Below are 25433 nucleotides of genomic sequence, written 5' to 3' on the forward strand. Positions count from 1 at the left end.
CAACACAGGTTTTCGACGCCTCCGACGTGCCGAATCCGCCGGTCAGAGGCGGTGTCGAAAAAGGATCGATTACCGACAGTCACTTACCGATGTACCGCCACGGGCGAGGGCAGTCGGCAACCGTTCGGGAAGTAGGCGTGATGCGTGCGCGTCAGCCGGGGAGTTCCACGTCAAGCTGCTCGACCGACCGGTCTAGGAGGTGACCCGCGAGGTGTTGGTTTCGAGCTGTCGGCGGTCATGACGGCGGCGGCGTACCCGAGCCCGGCGGTAACAGCGCGGACAGAGTGGCCCGTCGTCAGTGATCGCGTGGGCGATCTGATTGGTGCGGCCACAGCCGCTGCAGGTGTGCCGCTAGCGTGGGCCGCAGCTCTGACAGAACGGTGCGCCGTCGATCCGGTAGGCGACCGGAGTGGTCTTGCCGCATCGGGCACACGATTCGTGTCGCGCCGGATCCGTCCTGGTGCAACGGATGCAGACGGTGCCGCCGCCGGGGTCGCGGACCGCGGGGTGTCCTTGCCGGCCGCATCGCGCGCACCCGATCAGGTGAGTACGGCCGTAGCAGCGTCCGCAGATCTTCGCCTCGTCGCGTCGGTACGGCAATGCCCGCACGTCGCCGCAGTTGGCACACCGCATCCGATGAACCTGGGGATACCGTTCGGCGAGTGCGGCGAGGAGCCGCTCCAGCCCGGCTGGCCCATCCGAGCTACCGGAGGTGAGACCGCCTGGATGCGCGCGGAGATGGTCGAGCACCGCCCGGGCCTGCGGTGTGGTCAGGTGTACGTCGCCGATCTGCTCGGTGAGCCCGTCGATATCGGCATCAGGCAGCCGCGACGTGAGGACTGCGGCGAGGTCGGCGACCGCCTCCTGCCGCTTCTCGGTGTCGGCGCCGGAGGTCACAGTCCTCGGGGTCGTCGGATGGTGGTGCGCCGCACGAGCGGCGGCGGTGCCGCGGCACCGGTGCCGGAGGCCTTCGTGCGGCCCGGCTCGTCGGTAACAGCAACTTCGATGAGGTCCTCGACTCCGACGTCGAAGATGTCGCAGAGCGCGGCGAGAGTGTCCAGGCTCAGCCGTTGCGGGGTTTTGGTGACGAGGCGGTAGACCTGTTCGCGGGACAGGTGCACGCCGCGCTCGGCAAGGACGGGAACGAGATCGGTGGTGGCGAACATGTCATGCTCGGCCATGACATTGCGCAGGTGCCAACGGCAGCCCAGTTTCTTGGTCACGTCTGCCCCCAGAGGTCGGGAGGTTTCGCCAGCGATCGTTGCAGCAGCCGGTTGCGGTACTCGTCGGAGACCCCGCTGTAGATCGCGGTGGACGCCGCGTAGGAATGCCCCACCTGGGCGGAAACGAACTTCTCCGGATAGTCGAACTCGATCAGGTGGGTGACGTAGGAGTGCCGCAGGCAATGCAGATCCAGGGAGGGGTCGAGGCCGGCGGCGTCGCGGGCAGCGGTGAACGCCTCGTTGATCCGGCGCAGCGACATCCGGTCGGCGCGTTCGGTCACCCCCACCGCGGGATGCGCGGTAGCGCCGAAACGCTGCCACACCTCGGTGCACCACTGCTCGAGCACGGGCACGATCCAGTCCATCTCCGGAACCGTCAGCACCGTCCGCCGTTTCGGTGGGCTACCCCGGGAGGACTTGCCCCAGCGCACGAACAGCGCGCCGAACCGGCCGAACTGGGGTGCCTTCGGGTTGTGCCGCAGATCCGTCAGGTCCAGTCCCCAAGCTTCGCGACGGCGAATCCCGAACGCGTAGATCGTCTTGAGTAGTGCGGCGTCCCGCATCGCGGCGGCCGCACCCTTGCGGTGGTGTGCGCGGATCTGCTCGACCCGAGCGTCGGCCGCGTCGAACAGGGCCTGGATCTCGTCGTAGGTCAACGGCCGCCGCCGCGGGTCACCCTCGTGTTCGGTGACATGCACGATCGAATTTTCTTCGTGCAGCAGTTGTCTCGGTGCGACACCGAAACGCTCCCGGCATTCGCTCGGCCACCCGTAGCGGGGATCGGTGACATAGGTGAGGAACTGGCGCAGCGTGATCTCATAGATCCGCGCCGTCGACACCACGATCGGTTTCGTGCCGCGACGACAGCTGGCGATGAACTCCTCGAGATCTGCGCACTGCCAGTTCCACGGATAGTCGTTGGTGAACTCGGCAAGTCGTCGTAACAAGGCGCGCCGCTGCTCGATCGTCGCGGGCTGGAGGAAGCGGGCACCCTGTTGCGCCGCCCACCCGTCCAACATCGCACCGAATACCGCCGTCTCCGGGTCCAAGTGTGCGACACCGGGTGCGAGGACCAAGTGGGCGACACCGGGGCGATCCGCCGTGTCGGCCACGATGCATCGAGTGCATCATTGCGGCATGTAAGACAACACCCAAAATGCTGGTGGAATGGGCGCCGCGTGACGGCGTTCCTCGGAGTCGGGCCTCGGACTACGCTGTGACTGCGTCTTACTTCGAAATCGTCGAATGCGTCATCGGATGCAACTCCGCCTAGTTTGCGCCTTACACGTCGCGGGCGTTCGACACGAGTTGATGAACGTCCTGGTCGGTGGCGCCGAGTCCGAAACTGATGATCCGTTCGGGGTGGATGCGAATGGTCGGTCCGCCGAGATCGTTCGCCTGGGCCGCATCGGCGTCGAGTGCCTCGGCGCGCCCGCGGATTTCGACGCAGCGGACCCGCCACGGGTCGACGGACGGCACGTCGTCCACGACGAACGCCACCTTCCCGCTGTCGGCGACGTTGCGGAACTTGTGGCTCGCCGCCATGTTGTAGCCCTGGATGTCGATCGTGGTCGTGGCGGCATTGCAGACCTCGAGTGAGCTGCAGGTCAAGGATCCGGGACGTCCTCAGCCGAGATCGTCGACCGCGCGCCGGGCTTCCTCGACGCGCCGCTCCGCCGCGTCGAGGTCTCGCTCCCCCCGATGCACCGCCTCCGCCGACGCCTTCTCCGCGTTCCGGGTGAACTGCCGCTCCTGCTCGGCATGTTCGAGTTCGGCGCGCAGTTCCTCGATCCGGTGGTCGATCTCCGTCAGCGTCGACCGCGCCTGCTCCAGTTCCGTTCTCGCGTCGTTCAGTTCGCCGCGGACCTCGTCGGCCCGGGACGTGGCGTCCGCCAGTTCGGCCCCGGCCGCCGCCCGTTCGGCGGCGCGGTCGCGCTCCGGCGACTTCTTCTTCGACGTCTTCCCCGACTTCTCGGCCGGATGCGTGGGGGTGGGTTCGGACTTCCCGCCTTTCTTCGCGGTCTTTCCCTGGACGACGGTGAGTCCGGCCGGACCGAAACCGCTGTAGCTCGCCGCCGTCACCACCCGGCCGCGCCGCACCTGTTCGGCGGTCTCGGCGTCGGCGAGAGCGGCGTGCAGCGTCTGACCGACATCCCGCAGCGCGTCCTCCCCGACTGTCCGGCCCCGCTCGGCAGCGAGTTCACCGGCCTTGCGCGCCAACGCGCGCACTACTTGCTGCCGTTGCGTGTTCAGTCGCCGAAGGTCCGAGCCGGACAGATGTCGCTGCGCATCGCGGAGAGCGTCACCGAGGGTGAGGAGCGCGTCGACCTCGTCGGGCAGCTCGCGGGCGAGCAGGTTGACGAGCCAGCCGACGACCGTCGGCTTCCGCAGCTTCCCGATCTCGGCTGCCAATGCGCGGTCCTTGTTCTCCCGCGCCGCGGTCACCTGCGCGGTGCGCGCCTCGACGAACTCACCGGGGTCCAGGCCGTACAGTTCGTCGGCGACGTCGTCGAGGGTCACGGCCCAATACTTTCACCGTGACCGCGCCGCTCGGGCCGACTCGGGTCAGACCAGTCGTTCGGCCGCGGCCGCGATTCGTTCGTCGCTGGCCGTGAGGGCGATGCGCACGTGGGTGCCGCCGCCGGGACCGTAGAACTCGCCCGGTGCCACGAGAATGCCCCTCTCGGCGAACCACTCGACGGTGTCCCGGCAGGCTTCGCCGCGGGTCGCCCACAGGTACAGCCCGGCTTCGGAGTTGTCGACGGTGAATTCGGCGCCGCGCACCGCTGCGAGAAGGATCTCGCGGCGACGGCGGTACCGCTCACGCTGCTCGTTCTCGTGGTCGTCGTCGCTGAGTGCAGCGGTCATCGCCGACTGGATCGGCAACGGCACCATCATGCCCGCGTGCTTGCGGACCTCGAGAAGTTCGGCCACCAACGCCCGATCACCGGTGACGAACCCCGCGCGGTAACTCGCGAGGTTGGACGTCTTCGACAGAGAGTGCACCGCGAGGAGCCCGGTGAGATCGCCGTCGTTCACCCGCTCATCGAGGATCGAGAGGGCTTCGCCCTCCCAGCTCAATCCCAGGTAGCACTCGTCGGACGCCACGATCGCGCCGCGGCGACGCGCCCAGTCGACCACCTTGCGCAGATGCTCGAGACCGAGCACCTTGCCGGTGGGGTTGGACGGCGAGTTCACGAAGATCAGCGACGCGCCCTCCGGGCCGAGCCGGTTGAGACCGTCGGCCCGGATCACCCGCGCACCGGCGAGGAGCGCACCGACCTCGTAGGTCGGGTACGCCAGCTCCGGAATGACGACGAGGTCGTCGGCGCCGAGCCCGAGAAGGCGTGGCAGCCAGGCGATGAGCTCCTTCGTGCCGATCGCGGGCAGCACCGTAGCCGGATCGATGCCGGTGATTCCGTAGCGGCGACGCAGCGCCTCCACCGCGGCGCTCCGCAGCTCTTCGGTGCCGTGCGTCGTCGGATATCCCGGAACCGCGGCGACCGCGGTCAGCGCGTCCTGGATGATCGGGGCGACCGGATCGACCGGGGTCCCCACCGAGAGGTTGACGATGCCACCCGGGTGGGCGAAGGCTTTCGCCTTCGCCGACTCGAGCGAGTCCCACGGAAAGTCGGGAAGTGCTTTTGCTACCGGGATTCGAGGCACATCTAGTCCTCGCCCATGGGGGGCAGAGCCTTGACGAACGGCGGGTCGTAGTCGACCTTGCCCAGCTTCGCCGCGCCACCGGGGGAACCGAGGTCGTCGAAGAAGTCGACGTTCGCGGCGATGTAGCCGTTCCACTGGTCCGGGACGTCGTCTTCGTAGAAGATGGCCTCGACGGGGCAGACGGGTTCACAGGCGCCGCAGTCCACGCATTCGTCCGGATGGATGTAGAGCATCCGTCCGCCCTCGTAGATGCAGTCGACAGGGCATTCCTCGATACACGCCTTGTCCAACACATCCACGCACGGTTCAGCAATCGTGTAGGGCACTGCCGCTCTCCCTGCCTTTCTGACACGAGTAAGCACGAGGTACGGGCCGCTTGTACCCCGCGGAAGAAACTATTATCGCCTGCCCGGCGGGCCTCTCTGCGGTGAGGGTTACCTGACCCGGCGCACCGCCGCGGTCAGCCGCGCCCGGGACGCGATCCACTGCTCGCCCGCTTTCGCAGCTCTCACCAGCGCGCCCCGTTCTCCGAGGTACCCGGCCACCACACCGACCACCGGGATGTTCCCCAGCAACGAGTAGGTCGAGCCCGGCCCAGGACGCTTGTCGAGTTCGTTACTGAGCGCGCGCACGGTGCGGGCGGTGCGCCACAGCGCGCCGATCAGCGCGAACGGGAGCCACACCGACTCGCTTTCCGCGGAATCGGATCGCGCCGTGTCGGCGAGCACCGCCGACGCATCCGTCTCACGCCGGCAGAGTACGGACGCCAGCAGGTCCACCTGGTCGAACCGGCTCGTCACGCCGTGTTCCCGGGCGACGGCGACGAGAACGACGGCCTGATTCGCGAACCCGAGCACGTCCTGGATCGGGAGCCGATTGAGCAGCACACCGAAGATGCCCGGGAACGCGACCGCGATCGTGTTCAGCGCACCGATCCGCGTCACCCACCACTGGGCCCGCTCGTCGTCGCTCGCCTTCTCCCACGACGCCGTCCCCGGGAACTGGACGGTGTCGAGAACCCAGGCGATGCCGTCGAGCAGCGCCTCCGCGGCGCTCCGGTCCTCCGCTGTCGGGGTGAACGTCCGGCTCTTGATGCCGAACGGATCCGCGAGAGCCAGATCGAGCACGGGGTTGATGCCCCGTGCGGCACGATCCAGGATGGTGACGACCTGGTCGTCGCCCAGCCGGTCCGTCTCGCTCATGCGGCCGGTGTCCTTCCCTCGCGTCGGGCGTGTGTCGTGGTTCGTTCGCGGGCCGGGCGGCCGATTCCCTCGGCGATTGCCCGCAGTTCGGCGACGGTCTTCTCGGATCCGTGCTCCGAACCCGCCATCCGGGAGATGGTCTCCTCCATCAGGGTGCCGCCGAGGTCGTTGGCGCCGCCCTGCAACATCACCTGGGTACCGGTGACACCCAGCTTGACCCAGCTGGTCTGGATGTTCGGGATCCGCCCGTGCAGCATGATCCGGGCCAGGGCGTGGACGGCCCGGTTGTCACGGTTGGTCGGGCCGGGACGCGACGCGCCCGCCAGATACAGCGGCGCACTCTGATGCACGAAGGGCAGGGGGACGAATTCGGTGAATCCGCCTGTCCGGTCCTGGATTCCGCGCAGCACCCGCAGATGCCCGACCCAGTGCTTCGGGTTGTCGACGTGGCCGTACATCATCGTCGAACTCGACCGCAGCCCCAGCTCGTGTGCGGTGGTCACCACCTCGATCCAGGTGGCGGTGGGCAGCTTGCCCTTGGTGAGCACCCAGCGCACCTCGTCGTCGAGGATTTCCGCGGCCGTGCCGGGAATGGTGTCGAGGCCGGCCTCGCGCAGTTCCGTCAACCAGTCCCGGATGCTCTGCCCGCCGCGGGAGGCGCCGTTGACGATCTCCATCGGGCTGAACGCGTGCACGTGCATCGACGGGACCCGCTTCTTCACCGCACGCACCAGATCGGCATAGCCGGTGACCGGGAGCTCCGGGTCGATGCCACCCTGCATGCAGACCTCGGTCGCGCCCGCGACGTGCGCCTCCCAGGCCCGGTCCGCGACCTCGCCGGTGGACAGCGTGAACGCATCCGCGTCGCCCTTGCGCTGCGCGAACGCGCAGAACCGGCACCCGGTGTAGCAGATGTTGGTGAAGTTGATGTTCCGGTTCACCACATAGGTCACCTCGTCGCCGACGGCGTCCTTGCGGAGCGCATCCGCCAGCGCCACCATCGCCTCGAGCCCCGGACCCTCGGCCGTCGCCAACGCCAGGTATTCGTCGTCGGTGCAGCCCGCCGGATCACGCTCGGCGCTGCGCAGCGCCGCAAGAACGTCCGTGTCCACCCGCACCGGGCCGCTCAGCTCCAGCACCTGCTCGCGGACGGTCTCCCAGTCCCCGAACGCGCTGCCGAGGTCGCTGCGCGTCTCGGTGTTGCGGCCCTCGGTGTCGATCTCGGTGTTCAGATCCACCCGGCCCGCCGACTCCCAGGACTCGTCCGGCTCCTGCCACGGCAACCCGACCGGCGCGGTGTCGCGCTTCGCCAGCCCGGTGTGCGGGTCCGCGAGGGCCTGCACGTGCCCGGTGATCCGCGGATCGATCCACGGCGAGCCGGCCAGCACGAACTGCGGCTGCGCCGCCGTGCGCTCGGTGAGCTCGAACCCGGCCTCGGCGGTGATCGCGGCCAGGGTGTCCAGGTTCGGCCACGGCCGCTCCGGGTTCACGTGGTCCGGGGTCAGTGGCGACACGCCGCCCCAGTCGTCGACACCCGCACCCAGCAGCGCCAGGCACTCGGTGTTCGACACCAGGTTGGGCGGCGACTGGATGCGCATCCCCGGGCCGAGCAGCAACCGGGACACGGCGATGGTCGCGAGAAACTCGCCGAGGCTCGCGTCCGGGGTGTCGCGCATCGCGGTGTCGGGCTTGGCGAGGAAGTTCTGGACGATCACTTCCTGAACGTGGCCGAACGCCTTGTGCGACTTGCGGATCGCCATGATCGATTCCGCCCGTTCCCGGACGGTCTCGCCGATGCCCACCAGGATGCCCGTCGTGAACGGCACACTCAGCCTGCCGGCGTCGGTGAGTGTGCGCAACCGCACCGCCGGATCCTTGTCGGGGCTGCCGTAGTGGCACTCGCCCTTGTCGGTGAACAACCGGGTGGACGTCGTCTCGAGCATCATGCCCATCGACGGGGCCACCGGCTTGAGGCGGGAGATCTCCTCCCAGCTCATCACACCCGGGTTCAGGTGCGGCAGCAGCCCGGTCTCCTCGAGGACCCGGATCGACATCGCACGCAGGTAGTCGAGTGTCGAATCGTAGCCGCGCTCGTCCAGCCACTGCTTGGCCTCCGGCCACCGATCCTCGGGACGGTCGCCCAGGGTGAAGAGGGCTTCCTTGCAGCCCAATTCGGCGCCCTGCCGGGCGATCTCCAGCACCTCGTCCGGTTCCAGATACGCGCCGCGCCCCTCGGCCCGCAGTTTGCCGGGCACGGTGACGAACGTGCAGTAGTGGCACTTGTCCCGGCACAACCGCGTCAGGGGAATGAACACCTTACGCGAGTACGTGACAGCCTTGGGCCTGCCCGCCGCCAGCAACCCGGCGTCCCGAACCTTCGCCGCCGACGAACACAGGTCGGCCAGGTCGTCGCCGCGGGCCTGCAGCAGGGTCGTCGCCTCGTCCACGTTCAGAGTGGCACCGTCACGGGCACGCCGCAGCACCCGCCGCATGGCGGAGGCGGTGGGGGCCACTTCCTGCGCGGATGCGCCGGACGGAGCCGGTGCCGGAACACCGGGCATGGGAAGCATCGTGGGCCGGCCGGATTCTTCACCTGAATGGGTCACCCAGCGATCATGCGCCATCGACGACGACCACTGCCACCCAGACTCCCGCGAACGCGCGGATCGCTATTCGCGGGGGTAGTCCTCGTCGACCGGAACCGCCCGGCTCTGCTCGGCCACGTCCGCCTCGTTCACCTCCAGTGACGACACTTCTTCGACCTCGTCGGAACTGTCGTCGTCCACGGCGAGTTCCTGCTCGAGCCGGTCTGCCTCGGGAACCTCCGGAGAATCGGCCGCATCGAATGACGTCATGTCTGCGCTCCTTTCACTTCGGGGGGGGTTCTCTTACGATAGGTCGGTTCTCGACAGAATGCCGGGGCACGGCCAAAGTAGGGGCATGAGTGTGCCCACCACCGTCACGATGGCGGACCCGCTGTGGCGGCCCAGCCCCAAGGCCAAGCAACTGTGGGCGATCAACGCCGCCCTTCTCTGGCTTCCGCTCTTCGTCGCGCAAGCGGTCGCTCTCGTCTTCCACTGGTGGCCCGTGTGGGTGCACGTCACGGTCCTCGCGATCACCGTCGTGCTCGCGATCCTCCACGTCGCCGTCGTACCGCTCTGGCGGTACCGGGTGCACCGCTGGGAGATCAGCGACACCGCGGTCTACACCCGCAGCGGCTGGTTCACTCAGGAACGACGCATCGCGCCCATCTCCCGCATCCAGACCGTCGACACCGAACGCGGACCCATCGACCGCATGCTGGGGCTGGCGACCGTCACCGTCACGACGGCGTCGTCCGCCGGTGCCGTCAAGATCTCCGCCCTCGATCAGGACACCGCCGATCGCACCGTCGCCCGGCTCACCGAGATCGCGGGCACCAATGTCGGTGACGCCACATGAGTGCGGCACCGGAACCGGGAATCGCTCCCCCCATCGCGCACGGCGAGGCCGCGGCCGCCGCCGAGGAGGAACAGCCCTGGTTGCGCCTGGACCGCCGGATGCTGCTCGTCCACCCGGTCGACGAGATCGTCAAACTTCTGCCCGTGTTGCTGATTTCGCTGGTGATCGGCACCCAGAGCGGCAACCACGTGTGGAGTCTCGTCGCCATCGTCGTGTTCGTGGTGTTCGGCGTCTCGCGCTGGTTCACGACGAGCTACCGCATCGGTCCGGTCCACGTGCAACTGCGGCAGGGCCTGTTCCGCAAACGCCTGCTGTCGGTACCACGCAACCGCATCCGATCCGTCGACGTCGAGGCGGGGGTCCTGCATCGCCTGCTCGGGCTGTCGATCGTGCGCATCGGCACCGGCCAGCAGGTCGGTTCCAAACCCGACGCGGCGAAGTTCGAACTCAACGCCCTCTCCACCGGGCTGGTTCCCGGCCTGCGGGCCGCACTGCTCGCCCGGCAGCCCTTGCCCGACGTCGAACAGACCGCGGTCACACAGGAGCCCGCAGTGACCGAGATCGGCCACTGGACACCGGCCTGGGTCCGCTACGCCCCGTTCTCGGTGACCGGCGTGGTGACCATCGCGGCGATCGTCGGTCTCGCGTTCCAGTACGGAATCGGCGCGAAGATCGCCCGCTCGTCGACGGTGGCCGAGGGCATCGAATCCGCCGAGCGCGTCGGGATCGCCATCGCCGTCGTCGTCGGGATCGTCGTCCTCCTGATCGCCGCCAGCGCCCTGGCCTGCATCCGGTACCTCCTCACGTACGGCAACATGACGCTGATGGACAACGGCCGCACCCTGCACGTCAGCCACGGGCTGCTGAAGACCCGCCAGACCACCCTGGATCGCGCCCGCCTCCGCGGGACGACCCTCAAGGAACCGCTCCTCCTCCGTCTCGCCGGCGGTGCCCGACTGGATGCCGTCATGACCGGCGTCAGCGCCGAGAGGCGGGAGTCCTCGCTCCTGCTCCCCCAGGCGCCGCGTGCGGAAGCGGAGCGGGTGATGGCCACCGTCATCAGCGACCACCGTCAGGCCGCGGTCCCGCTCACCCCGCACGGCCCGGTCGCCCAGCGGCGGCGCTACACGCGGGCCCTGATCCCCGCCGAGATCGCGCTCGCCGTCGCCCTGGTCTTCGTGATCCTCGACCGGCCGGTGTTCTGGGCCGCGTGGGCCGCGATCGTCGCGCTCGCCGTCGGCGGCGTGGTCCTGGCGTGGGATCGGTACCGCGGCCTCGGCCATGCGGTGCTGCCCGGGTGGCTGATCACCCGCAGCGGCTCCCTCGACCGCGCCCGGGACAGCCTCGAGGCCGACGGGATCATCGGGTGGACCATCCGTCAAACGTTCTTCCAACGGCGGGCGGGTGTGGCGACCGTCATCGCCGCCACACCCGCAGGCACCGGGAAGTACCTGGTGATCGATCTGCCTGCCGATCAGGCGTGGTCGCTCGTCGAGTCGGTGACACCCGGCGGAGGTGACTTGTGGGCGCGGCGCTGACCGACATCGCCGGTCTCGACGCCCAGCTGATCGAATGCCGAGCCTGCCCCCGCCTCGTCGAGTGGCGGGAGAAGGTCGCACGCGAGAAGCGCGCGTCGTTCCGTGACGAAACCTATTGGGGTCGCCCGGTCCCCGGATTCGGTCCACCCGATGCGTCCCTGCTGATCGTCGGTCTCGCCCCCGCCGCCCACGGCGCGAACCGGACCGGGCGCATGTTCACCGGCGACCGCAGCGGCGACTTCCTCTACGCCGCACTCCACGCTGTGGGACTCGCGAGCCAGCCCACCGCCACCCACATCGGCGACGGCCTCGAACTGTTCGGCGTCCGCATCACATCCCCGGTGCACTGCGCGCCGCCCGCGAACAAGCCCACCCCGGACGAACGCGACAACTGCCGCCGCTGGCTCGACGCCGAACTGCGCATCCTGCAACCCCACCTGCGGTCGGTGATCGTGCTCGGCGGATTCGGCTGGCAGTCGCTGCTCCCCGTCCTCGACGACGCCGGGTGGGCCGTCCCCCGGCCGCGACCCAAGTTCGGGCACGGCGCGCACGTCGAACTCCCCGGCGCCGAACGTCCCCTGCACCTGTTCGGCTGCTACCACGTCAGCCAGCAGAACACCTTCACCGGCCGGCTCACCCCCGCCATGCTCGAGTCGGTGCTGTCCGGCGCCGCCCGCGCGGCCGGGCTGATCGGGTGATGCCGGCGAACGGTACATCCGCCTTATCTGAGGCGCCGAAAGTGCCGTTCACCCCACATGCCGCCGGTCCGGGAGTTCCTCGATGATGTATTTGGCCATGCTACCGAGCCGGGGACGGGCCGGTTGCATGGTGTCGACGCCGAGGGCGGTGAGGGGTGAGGCCGTCACCGAGCCCACGCAGACGGGTGCGACCGGACCGTGGAACGCGTGCAGGAGGGCCTCGACGCGGTCGGTGTCCTTCGCGGTGCTGAGGAGGGACGAGACGGCGGGTGCGCTGGTGAAGGTGACGGCGTCGACCTCGGCTCGGATGATCTGGTCGAGCAGCGTCAGCAGCGGCTGCTGGTTCTCGGGTCTGATCCACCGGTACACCGACACGGCCGTCGTCTCGGCCCCGGCGCCGGCGAGGGAGACGCTCAGGTCGGTCATCGGCTCCCATTCGGTGATGGTGCCGTGCAACTGGACCGCGACGCGCAGACCGCGCACACCCTCGGCGACGAGGTGTTCGTGCACCTCTTCGGACGATTCCGTCTCCGGCGACCACTCCTCGCGCAGGCCGGCGCCGCGGACGGCGCCCTTCGCCTTGGGACCGCGGGTGATGATCCGCGCCGATTGCAGGGCGGCGAGCAGTGCGTCTTCCTCCTCCCAGGCCCGGGCCGCATCCAGCCATCCCCGGAAGCCGACGGCGGTGCTGACGACGAGGAGGTCCGGCGGCGACGCGATGATGTCGGCCGTGCGGGACCGCAGATCGGAGTCGTCGACGAGCGGCAGCACGTGAATGGCCGGCGTGTGGACGATGGCGGCCCCGTGCCGTTCGAGGAGCGTGATGAACTCGGCGGCCCGGCGTTCGGCGGTGACGGCGATGGTCAGCCCGGAAAGTTCGTCGTTCGACATTCTCCCAGTGTGACGGACGAATCGCACTAAGCTGCCCACATGATCACTGCCGTGCACACACTGGTCTACGCCGACGACGCCGAGGCGGCCCGCGACTTCTTCCGCGACGTGCTCGGCTGGTCACACGTCGACGCCGGCGGCGGGTGGCTGATTTTCCGCACCGGACCGTCCGAGATGGGTGTGCACCCCACCTCGGACGATCGGAGCGGTGAGCCGTGGTCGACTCGGCCGCATCACGAGATCTCCCTGATGTGCGACGACATCGAATCGACCGTCGCGGAACTCGAGGCCAAGGGCGCCGAGTTCACCCGCGGAATCCGCGACGACGGGTACGGCCTCACCACGTCCCTGAAGATTCCCGATGCGGGCGAGATGATGCTGTACCAGCCTCGGCACCCGGTGGCGTTCGAGCGTTAGGCCTTCGCCTGCGCGCTGCTCCGCGCCGCATTGGCCTGTTCGCCCGCCTTCGGGTCGGTCTCCGCCTGTTTCTTCCCGACACCGTCGGCGATCCGATCGCCGAGGGTCTTGTCGACGTTGCGCCAGTACTCGAACGCCTTCGCCAGAACCGGTTCGCTGACACCGTTCAGCAGATGGCCGACGATGTTGTCCACCAGGCGGTCCCGGGCGGCGTCGTCGAGCACTTCACGGACCATCGTCCCGGCCTGACCCCAGTCGTCGTCGTCCCTGTGCAGCGCGTACGGCGAGCGGACCATGTCGCCGGCGCTGTACCAGGTGGCGGTCGCCCCCACCTGCGACGGGTCGGCGTGCGGGCCGCCCTTGGAGTTCGGCACGTAGACCGGATCCCCGGGGTTGTGGTGGCGCATGTTGCCGTCCTTCGAGTACGAGCGGACGGGCACGTGCGGCCGGTTGACGGGCAACTCCTTGTAGTTGGCGCCGATCCGGTAGCGGTGGGCGTCCGGGTAGGAGAACAGCCGGCCGATCAGCATCTTGTCCGGGCTCGGGCCGATGCCGGGGACCAGGTTGCTGGGCTCGAACGCGGCCTGTTCGATCTCACAGTGGTAGTCCGTGGGGTTGCGGTCGAGCGTCATCCTGCCGACGGGGATCAGCGGGTAGTCGCTGTGCGGCCACACCTTGGTGAGGTCGAACGGGTTGAACCGGTAGTCGTCGGCATCCTCGAACGGCATGATCTGCATGTTCAAGGTCCAGCTCGGGTAGTCGCCGCCTTCGATGTGCTCCCACAGGTCTCGCGTGTGGTAATCGGTGTCCATGGACGCCATCTGGTCGCCCTCGTGCTGCGTGAAGAACTCGATGCCCTGGTCGGTCTTGAAGTGGTACTTCACCCAGAACTTGTCTCCGGCGGCGTTCACCCACATGTACGTGTGGCTGGAGTACCCGTTCATGTGCCGCCAGGTGCGCGGGATGCCGCGGTCGCCCATGAGCCACGTGACCTGGTGCGCCGACTCCGGGGACAACGTCCAGAAGTCCCACTGCATATCGTGGTCGCGGAGGTTGTTGTCGGCACGTCGTTTCTGCGAGCGGATGAAGTCCTGGAACTTCATCGGGTCGCGCATGAAGAAGACGGGTGTGTTGTTCCCGACCATGTCGTAGTTGCCCTGGTCGGTGTAGAACTTGACGGCGAATCCGCGTGGGTCGCGCCACGTGTCCGGGCTGCCGCGCTCGCCGGCCACGGACGAGAACCTGATCAGCAGGTCCGTCTTCTTGCCGGGTTGGAATAGATCGGCTTTCGTGTAGGCGGAGACATCTTCGGTAACTTCGAACCGTCCGAATGCCCCGCCCCCCTTGGCGTGCGGTTGGCGCTCCGCAACGCGTTCGCGGTTGAACTGGGCCATCTTCTCGATCAGATAGTGATCCTGGAGCAGGATCGGCCCGTCCGTCCCGATCGTGAGCGAGTGCTCGTCGCTCGACACCGGGATGCCGGCGTCGTCGGTCGTGAAGTTCTGATCTGTCATTGCGGTGCTCCTTCAGCAGACTGCTGGTCGCTACCGCGTACCCTCGCCCACCGTCGGTGAAACAGATCCGAACGCCGCCTTCGCGCTGACTTTCCACAGGTAGACCGCCGCGGGAACCAGTGAACCGATCAGGAGCAGGAGCGTCCAGACGGAGGCGAGCATGAGCACGTCGCCGCCCGGACCGCCGAACATGCAGAGCAGGAATCCGAATCCCCATCCCGCGAGCGGCAGCATTCCCGTCCCCACCCTGCCGGTCGTGGACCGCGCTGCGATCACCAGCGCCAGGTTGGCGACCGCGGCGGCGAGGATGCTGATCGGGAACGGGGTGGCCCCGAGGTAGGTGGGCAGGAAGAGCACCGAGAGGACGGCGCACAGAAAACCGTCGAACACCAGCAGCGCGAGGGTGACCCTCCCCAGAACATCGAGGTGTCCGGGTTTCGCTGCGGTGCCGACGGTCATGTGTCAATAGTGGATCAGGCGACGGGCGGGTAGCCCAGCAGGGTCAGCAAATGACTCTGCATGTCGGCGAATCCGTACAGCACGCTGTAGTACAGGTCGTGCTGGGCCGGCCACGAAGGCCGAAGCGTATCGACGAACGCGACGATGGCGTTCTGAACATCCCAGTTGTACATCTATCGCCTCTCCTGACGGGGGTCACGCGGACTCGACCTAGGCCGCTGCGTGACCTGGGCCACAGTGTAATACGTAACCCTCGTCACAGATACCGGCGGTCAGTGACCGACGCCACCGAAGAGGTCCCGTTCCCTGCCGTCGGCGTCCCGATCCCCGACGGCGCCGCGGACCAGCACGAAATGTTCCTCCGCCAGAATCGGCTGCGCGATGTCGTTGGAGAGCGCGTACTCGGTTCCGCTCGGCGCAACCGTCACCTGGGTGGCGTGCGCCGACAACGCTTCCCCCTTCGCGGCGAGCACGCTCCGCACGTCGATCACCGTCGTCACGTCGGCGTCCGGGACACTCGGCAATTCGCCGGGCTCCGGCAGTCGCCAGCCGTCGGGGATGTCGCCGATGCGGCAGATTCCCGACTCGAGCGCACTCGCCTCGGTCACCGTCCAGTACAGCTTCGCGACCTCCCACGGTTCGCCGCAGTCCGGGTACTTCGCCGAACCCGCCGCCTCGACGGCCGCGGTGGTGATCGTGTGCACCTGGATGTGGTCGGGGTGCCCGTACCCGCCGTCCGGGTCGTAGGTGACCACGACGTGCGGCCGCAGCTCCCGGATGACCGCCACCATCGCGGCGGTCACGGAGTCGCGGTCGGCGTTGACGAAGGCGCGCGGATCGGCCGCCGACGCCGTGCCCGCCATGCCGGAATCACGGAAATGCCCCGCCCCCAGGAGGAACCGCGGCCTTCCCGCACCGAGACACGACAGCGCGGACGTCAGTTCGCCGATCCGGAACCCACCGAGCTGATCGGCGGCGTCGGCGATCAGCTGCGCCCACTCCTCGCCGATGACCTCGCCTTCCTCGCCGAGCGTGCACGTCAGGACGTGAACGTCGGCACCCTCGGCGGCGTAGCGCGCGATGGTGCCGCCGGTGGTGAGGGTCTCGTCGTCGGGATGGGCATGGACCAGCAGAAGCCGCCGCTCACTCATTCCTTGATCCTGCTCCAGTCCGCTGCGTCACTGAATATTCCGACCGGCACGGCGCCCGACAACGACACCCCGTCGACGCCGGGGCCCGCCGCGACCAGTGTGCGGTCCTGCATGATCGGCAGCACCGCAGCCAGATCCCAGAGTGCGCGGTCGGCGTCGGCGAGAGCCTGCGGCACATCACCGACCCCCCGCAGCGCGGCGTCGATGGACGGCTGCAGGGTGGGGTCGCAGACTCCCGACAGGTTCGACGGGGCCTTGGCCTCCGCGACCGAGTCACGTTCGGGGCCGGTGGTTTCGGTGTTCGGTTGGGTTGCCGCGACCACCGCGGGCGGGCAGCTGTGACGGGAGGCCAGTGCCGTCGCCGGGTCGGACCCGGCGCGCGACCATCCGACGACCGCTCCGATGTCGCCCTTGCCGAGCGACTCCCCGTACAACTCCTCGGCAGGCAGGGACGTCACAGTGGCGTCGACGCCGGCGCCGCGCAACTGGTCGGCGGCCGTGTTGGCGACCGCGCTCGCGGTGTCGTCACCCTCGGGTGTCCCGATAACGAGCGTCAGCGGGACGCCGTCGCGGACGAGCTGGGTCGACGGCGCCGCTCCTGCGGGAACGACGGTGTCCGTCGGTGTTTCGGCGACATATCCGTACTCCGCCAGCTTCGCCAGCACCTGTTCGCGGCTCGGCCGCGCGGGTGCGGTCGCGGTGTAACCGGGATCGGAAGGGGCGTAGACCTGCGAGCGCGCCGGGACCGCCGACGCCTCGCTGCCGGCGCCGACGACGGCGAGCAGTTCGGTGTCCAGCAACTCCAGAAGGCTCTTCCGCACCCGGACGTCCGCGAGTTCGGGAACCCGGCCGTTCAGCGTGAGGTCGAGTCCGCGCGGCTGGAACGACGAACCCGTCCGCACCGTGGGGATCGCCGCGAGCTGGGCGGAAGTGGCTGTGCCCCCGTGAATCTGGACGACCTGCGTGTCGTTGTTGCGCATCGAGTCGGCGAGCTGCGACGGGGTGCCGTCGCGGCGCATCAGGATCTGGTCGGGCGTCGCCGGCTTGTCCCAGAACCGGTCGTTGCGTTCGAGCAGGATCTCGTCACGTCCGCGGTCGATCGACTTGATGTGGAAGTGCCCGCCCGACACCGGGATGTTCTCGGACAGTCCGGTCGCGAAGCCACCGGGGGAATCCTTGATGAGATGCGACGGCAGCAGGTCGGTGAAGAGTTCACGCCACGCCGGGTAGGCGGCCCTCATGACGACGCTGACCGTCTTGCCGCCACCGGACGACCTGACGTCCTCGATCAACTCGTAGCCGGCGGGGTCGACCACGCCGGGGGCACTGATCATCTGCTGCCACAGGTAGCGGAAGTCCTCGGCGGCGATGGGCGCGCCGTCGGACCACTGCGCCTCGTTCCGCAGCTGGTAGGTGACGGTGAACGGTTCCTGCGACGCGACGTCCGCGGAGATCACGAGCGAGGAGTCGGGAATCCAGTTGGTGCCGCCCGGGTGGGCGGGATCGGGCACCGGCCGGAACGGGCTCGGCAGCACGAGGGCGCTGACCGCGGAATTCGCCGGCGACTGGTCCGACATGAGGTGCGGGTTGAACCCGCTGCCCACGTCGTCGATGGCCACGACGACGGGCTGCTTCTCGGTCGGCGACGCCGTCGGCTTGGGGCTGTCGGTGCTCTCGACCGGCGGGGGCGGATCGGCGGTGCACGACGTGAGTATCGCCGTCGACACTGCCAGCAGGAGCGCGGTCACTGCCACACCGTTCCCACGCCTTCGGCCCCGCACTCCTCGAACTCTCTCGAGTCGACCCCCAGCAACCACCGCGCCGCCTTTCCTCAGAGATACCGGAAGGCTCCGGAAACCCTCGAGCGAATGTACCTTCGGTCGCCGATCGACCGAAGGTACATCCGCCCGGTTGTGTCTGATGTGGTCGGACGTGCCGACTACAGGGCCGCCTTGTCGCGGGCCTTGGAACGCGAACGCTCACGGGCACGGTCGGTGGCCGACAGGTGCACCTTGCGCACGCGCACGACCTCCGGGGTGACCTCGACGCACTCGTCGCCGGCGCAGAACTCCATCGCGCCTTCGAGCTCGAGCTTGATGGGCTTGGCGAGGGTCTCCATCACGTCGGCGGAGGACTGACGCATGTTGGTCAGCTTCTTCTCGCGGGTGACGTTGATGTCGAGGTCCTCCTGGCGCGGGTTGATGCCCACGACCATGCCCTCGTAGGTGTCGGCGCCGGGCTCGACGAAGAACGTTCCGCGATCGGCGAGCTGGATCATCGCGAACGGGGTGACCGAACCGGTGCGGTCCGAGACGAGCGAGCCGGTGTGGCGGGCGCGGATCTCGCCCGCCCACGGCGCGTAGCCGTGGAACACGGCGTTCGCGATGCCGGTGCCGCGGGTCTCGGTGAGGAAGTCGGTGCGGAAGCCGATCAGGCCGCGCGAGGGAACGATGAACTCCATCCGGACCCAGCCCGCGCCGTGGTTGGCCATCTGGACCATCTTGCCCTTGCGGTTGGCGAGGAGCTGGGTGATGGCGCCGAGGTACTCCTCGGGGCTGTCGATGGTCAGCTCCTCGAACGGCTCGTGCACCTTGCCGTCGACCTGACGGGTGACCACCTGCGGCTTGCCGACGGTCAGCTCGAAGCCCTCGCGGCGCATCTGCTCGACCAGGATGGCGAGCGCGAGCTCACCACGGCCCTGGACCTCCCAGGCGTCGGGGCGACCGATGTCGAGGACCTTGAGCGAGACGTTGCCGACGAGTTCCTGGTCGAGGCGCGACTTCACCATGCGGGCGGTCAGCTTGTGTCCGCTGACCCGGCCGACGAGCGGCGAGGTGTTGGTGCCGATGGTCACCGAGATGGCGGGCTGGTCGACGGTGATCCGCGGCAGCGGGACCGGGTTCTCCAGGTCGGCGAGGGTGTCGCCGATCATGATGTCGGGGAAACCGGCGACGGCGACGATGTCACCGGCGACGGCCTTCTCGGCGGGCTGACGCTCGACACCCTTGGTGGCGAGCAGTTCGGTGATCTTGGCCTTGGTGACGACGGGCTCGCCGTCCACCTCGCGGCACCAGGAGACGGTCTGCCCCTTGGTCAGCTCGCCGTTGTGGATACGGACCAGCGCGAGGCGGCCGAGGAACGCGGACGCGTCGAGGTTGGTGACGTGAGCCTGCAGCGGCGCGTCGACGTTGCCCTTGGGCGCGGGCACGTAGTTGAGGAGCACCTCGAACAGGGCGTCGAGGTTCTCGGCGTCCGGTGCGTGACCGTTCTCGGGCTGAACCTTGGACGCCTTGCCCTCGCGGCCGGAGGCGTACAGAACGGGGAGGTCGAGGGCGAGCTCGGCGGCTTCGGCGGCCTCGTCGTCGAGGTCGGAGGCCAGGTCGAGCAGCAGGTCGTGGCTCTCGGAGACAACCTCTTCGATGCGGGCGTCGGGACGGTCGGTCTTGTTGACCACGAGGATGACGGGCAGCGACGCGGCGAGCGCCTTGCGCAGCACGAAGCGGGTCTGCGGCAGCGGGCCCTCGGACGCGTCGACGAGCAAGACGACACCGTCGACCATGGACAGGCCGCGCTCGACCTCGCCACCGAAGTCGGCGTGACCGGGGGTGTCGATGACGTTGATGACCGTGACACTGCCGTCGCCGTGATGCTTGTGGACGGCGGTGTTCTTCGCGAGGATGGTGATGCCCTTCTCGCGTTCGAGGTCGCCGGAGTCCATGACGCGATCGACCAGTTCGGCGCGCTCCTCGAATGCCCCCGACTGGCGCAACATGGCGTCGACGAGAGTGGTCTTGCCGTGGTCGACGTGTGCGACGATGGCAACGTTACGGAAGCTGGTGATGGTCACGCGGTGGCTCTCCTGGCTGAGTTGATTCGGCCACGCGAAAGTTCCCTCGCACGGCTTTCTGGCGGCCGCCTTGTCATCTCGATTCAGAATCCTCGTCGAGGCGATGGTAAATCGCCCAGTGCAGGCATCGCGGCCACGTGAATACTACCCGCCCGAGCGGCTACTTCGCGCATCGCCGACTGCCCGGGGCCTGCCCGACCAGCGTAAAGTGATCTGCGCCACGTCGAATTCGGCCTGTCTCGGGTGTGGATCGGAGCCGAAAGCTGAGGGGACGCTAACCTGGGTGTAGCCGGCGGATACCGGTGTTCACCGAAGTAGGAAGGCCGAGCCGAGTATGGGCAAGGTGAAGGCCAGCAAGGTCTCGGGTCTCAAACCGAAGAAGAAGTGCTGCCGCAGCAAGACGCGCTGCATCAAGTGCCCGGTGGTCATCATGCGCATGAAGAAGCTCGAGAACGAGGGCGCTTCCAAGAAGGAACTGAAGAAGGGGCTCAAGAAGGCCCGCGCGGCCTGAGGTCAGCCCCACCCGTTCAGATGCACTCGCAGGTCCGGCACCCACCCGCGGTCGTTGCCGACGAGGTCGATGTCCCCCAGTTCCCGTCCGTCCACCCACCTCAGTTCCGCGTGGTCGAGCGCGACGGGTGTTCCCGACACCAGTTCGACCCGGTACGCGCGGAGCACCCGGCCGTCGGACAGCGGCACGTCGTCACCGATCCGGTCGCCGCCCGACACCTCGACCCCGAGTTCTTCCCGCAGTTCGCGGCGCAGCGCGTCCTCGGCGGTCTCCCCGGCCTCCGCCTTGCCGCCGGGCAGCTCCCACAGTCCCGCGAGTTCCGGAGGCCGGGTCCGCTGGGCGAGCAACAGCCGGCCGTCGACGATGATCGCGGCCGCCACCACCTCTCCGGCGTGGTCGACAGGCCTTGCACGTTCCACTGGCACCGCACCATCATGGGGTATGGCCGAGTTGCTGTCAGACGGAGAGATCGACACCGCGCTCGCAGAACTGCCCGGGTGGCGGCGGGCCGGTGATTCCCTCGTCCGCACCGTCGAGTCGCCGAGTTTCCCCGAAGCCGTGGAGCTGGTCCGGAAGGTCGCGGAGGCGGCGGAGGCGGCGAACCACCATCCGGACATCGACATCAGGTGGCGCAAGGTCACCTACACACTGTCGACGCATTCCGCCGGCGGGCTCACGCAGCTGGATCTGGATCTTGCTGCGCGGATCGACTCACTGGCGGGCTGACCGTGGCGGCGGCCGCGGCGCGCTTCGTGCGGCGGCCGGCGTAGGCGACCCAGGCGTAGACACCGAATGCGCCGACGACGTCGACCGTGCCCAGCCACGCGAGCACCGCGGGCCGGGAGATCAGCCAGATCGAGTCCTGGAAGAAGCTGAGCACCCACGGCACGCCGATGAGGGTGGTGACGAGCCAGTACCCGGCGAGGATCCGGGTGCCCAGCATCGATCCGTAGGGGCCGTGCAGCAGCCAGATCAGCATCGGGATGACCCACACCCAGTGGTGTGACCACGAGATCGGTGAGACGAGCAGCCCCAGCAACTCGACGATGACAAGGGTGCCGAGCCGATCGTCCCGGGCGATTGCCCGCCAGGCCAGGACGGCGAGGACCGCCGTGACCGCCACGGCCAGCAACCAGAGGGCGCCCGTCTCGACGTCGTACCCGAGCAGCCGCGACAACGCGCCGCGCAGGGACTGATTCCACACCGAGCCGACCGGGCCGATGCGATCGGCGTCACCGAGCAGGTGGGTGAAGTACTCCCGAGCCTCCGAGCCGATCAGGAGATAGCTGACTCCGACGGTCGCGGCGAACGCGACGCCCGAGAAGACCGCGGCCTTCCACCGGCGCTGCATCAGGAAGTAGAGGCCGGTGATCGCCGGGGTCAGTTTGATTCCGGCGGCGAAACCGACGAGCGCGCCGGACAGCCACCACCGGGAGCTGCGGACCGCGGTCATCACGAGCAGCGCGAGGAAGACGTTGATCTGGCCGTAGTCCAGCGTGGTGCGCACCGGTTCCACCCACACCCCCACGGTGGTCCAGAGCACCGCGACCGCCCGCCAGTGCGGGCTGCGCGCGGCGTCACCGAGCACGAGCCCGAGGCTCATTCGCGCCAGCGCGTACAGGGCGAGGATGGTGAGCAGTTGCCAGCCGACCCCGACCAGGGGGAACGGCAGGAAATGCAGGGGAAAGAAGACCAGCGCGGCGAACGGCGGGTAGGTGAACGGCAGCGGAAAGTCCGGCGTCACTTCCGAATAGGTGAAGTCGTAGAGACTGCCACCGCGGAGGGCCTCGGAACCGTCGACGTAAACGTGCAGGTCGACGAGGTTCATCCCGTTGGGACTCAACAGCGTCCACGCCATGCGCCCGAGCACCGACAGCACGAGAAAAACGGGCGCGCACCGCAACAGGCCGTGCAGGGCGGACGCTCCCGGGGACGACGTGGGAGAACGCTCGGATGACGGGTCGTCGGAGGCTGCTCCGTCGTCGGACGCTGCATGGTCGGACACAGTGTGGTGCTCTCCCCGTGAGGTGTGTAGATGTCTCAGCCGATCCCGAAACGGTCCCGCACAGCGTAGACGGCGGCCTCCGCGGGCCCCGAGGTGTCCGTAGCCGCGCGTAACAGTTGCATCACCAATCACACAAACCACACGTGCCACAAGCTATGGTCACCGGAAGATCACCGTCGGGGTCTGTATGCCATACACTCCCACCGGGATGCCACAGCTATCGGTGAACGAACTCGTGAGCTGTACAACCCGGGGGCGCTGTACATAGAGTGACCCCCCGAGCCGTCAGACGTGGATTGAGTTGTCGTTCACGCTGTTATGACTAAGGATGGGGAGACTGTGCTTCGAACCCGAGGTATGCGCAGAGCAGTGACTGCTCTCGCTGTTGCCGCAGCAGCCGCTATGGCAGTGCCGTCCCAGGCGAATGCGCAGCCGACGCCGCCGCCCGTGCCCGAAGGCATCCCCGTGGAGATGCTCGCCTCGTTCGCGCCCGCGATCATCGGCGCAGCAGCTGGTACCGAAGACGTCGCCGCAGGACCTCAGGACGCGATCCTGGACCAGGCCCGCATCCTTCTCGAGTCCCCCGGCATCCCGCCGGAACTCAAGTCCACCCTCGAGCGCATCATCACGTTCCTCGACGGCAGCGGCGGCGGCGGTCCCGAGATCCCGCAGGAGAACGCACCGGTCATCGCGCAGTTCCTCTACCCGACCATCGGCAAGGGCTGCATCGGAGAGGGCGCCGACTCGGTGGGCACCGCACTCGCGGTTCCCGGTCCGGCCCAGCTGCCCCCGCCCGGACCCAAGGCAGGTCAGGCCGGTTTCGTGTTCACCGCCCTCGGAACCAGTTCCGTTGCCGCCGAACAGCCCAATCCGCTGACCGTGACGTGGATCAACCTGGACAACCAGCGGCGCGCCACCCAGAACCTCACCGACGAGGCCAAGATCAACCCCGATGGACCGGCAACCCTGTCGGCGATCGCGGACACCGGCCCGGGCCGCGTCCTCGCGGTCGTGTCGGGCGGACTGACCACGCAGAAAGAGGGCGCCGCGCCGATCACGTGCAGCTTCCTCCCGACCGTCGGCATGTTCCAGGTCGCGTAACTCTTCACAGCTGACGAGCAAAGGGCCCTCCGGATCTTCCGGAGGGCCCTTCGCTCATGTCTGCACCGCTTCACTGTTGCCGACGTCACCACCGTGGTAGACCGAGGAATGCCCTCGACGCATCACACCCCACACCACTCACTGCGATCGCGACACGCCCGGCGGTCCATACTGTCGATCCGTTCGGAGGGGTCGATCCTCTCGATCGGTTCCGCCTACTCCATCCTGTCCATCGGGAGTGTCGGCTCGGTGCTCTCCATCGGGTCGGTCGGGTCGGCCGGCTCGGCACTGAGCACCGCCTCGTTCGCCAGCCTCGGGTCTGCGCTGTCGGGGCTCTCGCGGTGGTCTCTGATGTCGTGGAAGGGGTGGCACGCCTCTCCGCCGGAGCACCCCCACCTCACGGTCATCGCGGAGGAACCCGACCTCGCCCGGGACGCGACCGCGCACGTCCAGTCCTGACGCGGTCCGGTCAGGGCGTCCGTCCGGCGCGCGGCCAGGAGTTGCCGTCGTACTTCTCGATCTCGCCGTTGAACTTCGTCAGCAGCCGGCGCAGCTCGCCCCGGTCGTGGTCGCTCCACTCGGCGATGATGCGCTCGACGCCATTTCGGCCCAGCGCCCGGTCGGCGTGAAGTTGTTCGAGCCCCAGCGCGGTGGCCTCGACCTTGCGGGCCATTCCGCCGTCCGGGTCGGGAACGCGTTCGACGAGGCCGCGCCTCAGCAACGCGCCGATCTGCCGGTTGATCGTCGAGATGTCGAGCCGGAATGCCTCGGCGAGCTGTTTCAGGCTGAGCGGATGTTCCAGTTCCAGGCGTCCGAGGAGGAGGTAGGCGGAGCGGTCGAGTTGGAATCCCGCCCGTTGTGCATGCGCGTGATAGCGCGACAGCAATGTCAATTCGTTCTCGACATCTGCCGCCACCTCGTCACGATCGGACACCGACACCTCCAGTAGTTACCGTCATTCTGCCCGAGGCATTATTGTGCACCCTACACACTGTGTGTAGTGTGCACAGCTTCATCAGGATCCGTTGACGAACAGCGCGGTGTAGAGAACCGAGGCGACGGTGTACACGAAATTGAGAAGCAGCTCCATGGAGAACCTCCGGGTTCCAGAGTGAAAAGAGTGACACCAGGTAATCGGAGTTCCCCCGAGGAGCGTTTCACGCCGTCCCATCCACCGGAAAACACCCCACACGAGAACTGAAACGTGTTCTCATCTTCCGGGGGCGCTCACATTCGGGTGCCGGACGAGAAGGGGATGCACACATGCCGTGGAGTCGTGCCGAGCTGGAAGAGGCCTTCGCGCACTACCAGCGAACCGTCAGCCGCTGCGTCGAACTCGGAGACTGGAACGGCTTCGCCGACCTCTTCACGGAGGACGCCACGTACGTCGAGCACGCCTTCGGACACTTCGATGGACGCGAGCCCATTCGGCAATGGGTCACGCGCACCATGTCGGCCTTCCCCGGAAGCCGGATGACCGCGTTCCCGGCAAACTGGTACGTGATCGACGAAGACCGCGGATGGGTCATCTGCGAGATCGACAACCCGATGGAGGATCCCGGCGACGGCTCGGAGCACGCAGCCGCGAACATCACGATCCTGCACTACGCCGGCGATAACCTGTGGTCACGCGAGGAAGACGCGTACAACCCGATGAATTTTCTCGCCGCGGCCAAGAAGTGGTGCCGCGCAGCGGAAGCCGCAGGAAAGCTACCCGACGACGCCCGGGAGTGGCTTGCCCGGATGGGCGGGCAACCGGCGGCCTAGCC

Annotated in this window: 29 protein-coding genes; 9 read left to right on the forward strand and 20 right to left on the reverse strand. The window is 68.0% G+C overall.

Translation table 11 applies throughout. The features are described 5' to 3' along the window. Nucleotides 1-351: 351 nt before the first annotated feature. The 10 genes from GO592_RS20015 to GO592_RS20060 form a co-directional block, all read right to left on the reverse strand. Nucleotides 352-897: a hypothetical protein gene (locus tag GO592_RS20015; RefSeq protein ID WP_007300270.1), complete on the reverse strand. Its 546-nt coding sequence runs from the start codon at nt 895-897 to the stop codon at nt 352-354. After that, a complete protein-coding gene (locus GO592_RS20020) occupies nt 894-1223 on the reverse strand; it encodes a helix-turn-helix domain-containing protein (protein WP_007300269.1) in 330 nt (109 codons plus the stop codon). Before GO592_RS20020 ends, GO592_RS20015 begins: the two co-directional genes overlap by 4 nt. Continuing rightward, a complete protein-coding gene (locus GO592_RS20025) occupies nt 1220-2335 on the reverse strand; it encodes a tyrosine-type recombinase/integrase (RefSeq protein ID WP_007300268.1) in 1116 nt (371 codons plus the stop codon). The genes GO592_RS20020 and GO592_RS20025 overlap by 4 nt, the downstream gene beginning before the upstream one ends. A 169-nt stretch (nt 2336-2504) precedes the next feature. After that, nucleotides 2505-2834 carry a PPOX class F420-dependent oxidoreductase gene (locus tag GO592_RS20030; RefSeq protein WP_007300267.1) on the reverse strand — a complete coding sequence of 110 codons (330 nt, stop codon included), beginning with the start codon at nt 2832-2834 and terminating at the stop codon, nt 2505-2507. Between the two features lie 15 nt (nt 2835-2849). After that, entirely contained in the window at nt 2850-3743 is an 894-nt protein-coding gene (locus GO592_RS20035) for a hypothetical protein (RefSeq protein ID WP_007300266.1), read from the reverse strand. A gap of 45 nt (nt 3744-3788) precedes the next feature. Then, nucleotides 3789-4889 (reverse strand): succinyldiaminopimelate transaminase, encoded by a 1101-nt coding sequence (gene dapC / locus GO592_RS20040; protein WP_007300265.1) that lies wholly within the window; start codon nt 4887-4889, stop codon nt 3789-3791. A 2-nt stretch (nt 4890-4891) separates the two neighbouring features. Continuing rightward, nucleotides 4892-5215: a ferredoxin gene (gene fdxA / locus GO592_RS20045; protein WP_005263360.1), complete on the reverse strand. Its 324-nt coding sequence runs from the start codon at nt 5213-5215 to the stop codon at nt 4892-4894. Nucleotides 5216-5323: 108 nt separating this feature from the next. Further along, complete coding sequence (locus GO592_RS20050) at nt 5324-6091, reverse strand: hypothetical protein (protein ID WP_007300264.1); 768 nt, start codon at nt 6089-6091, stop codon at nt 5324-5326. Then, entirely contained in the window at nt 6088-8715 is a 2628-nt protein-coding gene (locus GO592_RS20055) for a bifunctional FO biosynthesis protein CofGH (protein ID WP_039952733.1), read from the reverse strand. The genes GO592_RS20050 and GO592_RS20055 overlap by 4 nt, the downstream gene beginning before the upstream one ends. Nucleotides 8716-8760: 45 nt before the next feature. Further along, on the reverse strand, nt 8761-8946 hold the full coding sequence (locus GO592_RS20060) for a hypothetical protein (protein WP_005566848.1): 186 nt from the start codon (nt 8944-8946) through the stop codon (nt 8761-8763). A gap of 85 nt (nt 8947-9031) precedes the next feature. Between GO592_RS20060 and GO592_RS20065 the strand changes: the two genes are divergently transcribed. From GO592_RS20065 to GO592_RS20075, 3 genes are read left to right on the forward strand one after another with little or no spacing between them, the layout of a single operon-like run. Beyond that, nucleotides 9032-9532 carry a PH domain-containing protein gene (locus GO592_RS20065; RefSeq protein WP_005253640.1) on the forward strand — a complete coding sequence of 167 codons (501 nt, stop codon included), beginning with the start codon at nt 9032-9034 and terminating at the stop codon, nt 9530-9532. Further along, nucleotides 9529-11070 carry a PH domain-containing protein gene (locus GO592_RS20070; RefSeq protein WP_007300262.1) on the forward strand — a complete coding sequence of 514 codons (1542 nt, stop codon included), beginning with the start codon at nt 9529-9531 and terminating at the stop codon, nt 11068-11070. Before GO592_RS20065 ends, GO592_RS20070 begins: the two co-directional genes overlap by 4 nt. Next, nucleotides 11055-11768, forward strand: a complete 714-nt coding sequence (locus GO592_RS20075; RefSeq protein ID WP_007300261.1) for a uracil-DNA glycosylase — start codon at nt 11055-11057, stop codon at nt 11766-11768. Before GO592_RS20070 ends, GO592_RS20075 begins: the two co-directional genes overlap by 16 nt. 48 nt (nt 11769-11816) lie before the next feature. Here the strand turns inward: GO592_RS20075 and GO592_RS20080 are convergent, their stop codons facing one another. Continuing rightward, nucleotides 11817-12659, reverse strand: a complete 843-nt coding sequence (locus GO592_RS20080) for a uroporphyrinogen-III synthase (RefSeq protein ID WP_007300260.1) — start codon at nt 12657-12659, stop codon at nt 11817-11819. A 39-nt stretch (nt 12660-12698) separates the two neighbouring features. On the opposite strand from GO592_RS20080, the gene GO592_RS20085 reads away from it, so the two are divergent. Further along, entirely contained in the window at nt 12699-13076 is a 378-nt protein-coding gene (locus tag GO592_RS20085; RefSeq protein WP_007300259.1) for a VOC family protein, read from the forward strand. Here the strand turns inward: GO592_RS20085 and GO592_RS20090 are convergent. From GO592_RS20090 to typA, 6 genes are all read right to left on the reverse strand, one after another. Then, nucleotides 13073-14590, reverse strand: a complete 1518-nt coding sequence (locus GO592_RS20090; protein WP_007300258.1) for a catalase — start codon at nt 14588-14590, stop codon at nt 13073-13075. The genes GO592_RS20085 and GO592_RS20090 overlap by 4 nt on opposite strands. A 30-nt stretch (nt 14591-14620) precedes the next feature. Continuing rightward, the gene (locus tag GO592_RS20095; RefSeq protein ID WP_005253646.1) at nt 14621-15049 is read right to left on the reverse strand and encodes a hypothetical protein; all 429 of its coding nucleotides are present in this window, start codon (nt 15047-15049) and stop codon (nt 14621-14623) included. A gap of 14 nt (nt 15050-15063) precedes the next feature. After that, on the reverse strand, nt 15064-15222 hold the full coding sequence (locus GO592_RS20100) for a hypothetical protein (protein WP_005239161.1): 159 nt from the start codon (nt 15220-15222) through the stop codon (nt 15064-15066). A gap of 99 nt (nt 15223-15321) precedes the next feature. Further along, nucleotides 15322-16200 carry an N-acetyl-1-D-myo-inositol-2-amino-2-deoxy-alpha-D-glucopyranoside deacetylase gene (mshB, locus tag GO592_RS20105; protein ID WP_007300257.1) on the reverse strand — a complete coding sequence of 293 codons (879 nt, stop codon included), beginning with the start codon at nt 16198-16200 and terminating at the stop codon, nt 15322-15324. Continuing rightward, nucleotides 16197-18017: an ABC transporter family substrate-binding protein gene (locus GO592_RS20110; protein WP_272943295.1), complete on the reverse strand. Its 1821-nt coding sequence runs from the start codon at nt 18015-18017 to the stop codon at nt 16197-16199. The genes mshB and GO592_RS20110 overlap by 4 nt, the downstream gene beginning before the upstream one ends. Nucleotides 18018-18139: 122 nt before the next feature. Further along, entirely contained in the window at nt 18140-20047 is a 1908-nt protein-coding gene (typA, locus tag GO592_RS20115) for a translational GTPase TypA (protein ID WP_005239154.1), read from the reverse strand. 343 nt (nt 20048-20390) lie between these two features. On the opposite strand from typA, the gene GO592_RS20120 reads away from it, so the two are divergent. After that, complete coding sequence (locus GO592_RS20120; protein ID WP_162130660.1) at nt 20391-20558, forward strand: hypothetical protein; 168 nt, start codon at nt 20391-20393, stop codon at nt 20556-20558. A 2-nt stretch (nt 20559-20560) separates the two neighbouring features. On the opposite strand, the gene GO592_RS20125 is transcribed toward GO592_RS20120, so the two are convergent. Beyond that, a complete protein-coding gene (locus GO592_RS20125) occupies nt 20561-20941 on the reverse strand; it encodes a (deoxy)nucleoside triphosphate pyrophosphohydrolase (protein ID WP_007300254.1) in 381 nt (126 codons plus the stop codon). A 58-nt stretch (nt 20942-20999) separates the two neighbouring features. Here GO592_RS20125 and GO592_RS20130 point away from each other — a divergent pair, with 58 nt between their 5' ends. Beyond that, on the forward strand, nt 21000-21284 hold the full coding sequence (locus tag GO592_RS20130) for a 4a-hydroxytetrahydrobiopterin dehydratase (RefSeq protein WP_007300253.1): 285 nt from the start codon (nt 21000-21002) through the stop codon (nt 21282-21284). Here the strand turns inward: GO592_RS20130 and GO592_RS20135 are convergent. Further along, nucleotides 21232-22563 (reverse strand): mannosyltransferase, encoded by a 1332-nt coding sequence (locus tag GO592_RS20135; RefSeq protein WP_007300252.1) that lies wholly within the window; start codon nt 22561-22563, stop codon nt 21232-21234. The genes GO592_RS20130 and GO592_RS20135 overlap by 53 nt on opposite strands. Nucleotides 22564-22881: 318 nt before the next feature. Here GO592_RS20135 and GO592_RS20140 point away from each other — a divergent pair, with 318 nt between their 5' ends. Both GO592_RS20140 and GO592_RS20145 read left to right on the forward strand, forming a co-directional pair. Continuing rightward, nucleotides 22882-23664 carry an Rv1157c family protein gene (locus GO592_RS20140; protein ID WP_193385504.1) on the forward strand — a complete coding sequence of 261 codons (783 nt, stop codon included), beginning with the start codon at nt 22882-22884 and terminating at the stop codon, nt 23662-23664. Between the two features lie 108 nt (nt 23665-23772). Further along, nucleotides 23773-24123: a hypothetical protein gene (locus tag GO592_RS20145; protein ID WP_005566831.1), complete on the forward strand. Its 351-nt coding sequence runs from the start codon at nt 23773-23775 to the stop codon at nt 24121-24123. 10 nt (nt 24124-24133) lie between these two features. On the opposite strand, the gene GO592_RS20150 is transcribed toward GO592_RS20145, so the two are convergent. Further along, the gene (locus tag GO592_RS20150) at nt 24134-24604 is read right to left on the reverse strand and encodes a MarR family winged helix-turn-helix transcriptional regulator (RefSeq protein WP_005253654.1); all 471 of its coding nucleotides are present in this window, start codon (nt 24602-24604) and stop codon (nt 24134-24136) included. Between the two features lie 323 nt (nt 24605-24927). On the opposite strand from GO592_RS20150, the gene GO592_RS20155 reads away from it, so the two are divergent. Beyond that, nucleotides 24928-25431 carry a nuclear transport factor 2 family protein gene (locus GO592_RS20155; protein ID WP_007300250.1) on the forward strand — a complete coding sequence of 168 codons (504 nt, stop codon included), beginning with the start codon at nt 24928-24930 and terminating at the stop codon, nt 25429-25431. Nucleotides 25432-25433 lie beyond the last annotated feature (2 nt).

Origin of the sequence: Rhodococcus sp. 21391, from assembly GCF_016772255.1 — a bacterium.
GTDB classification, from domain to species: domain Bacteria; phylum Actinomycetota; class Actinomycetes; order Mycobacteriales; family Mycobacteriaceae; genus Rhodococcus_F; species Rhodococcus_F opacus.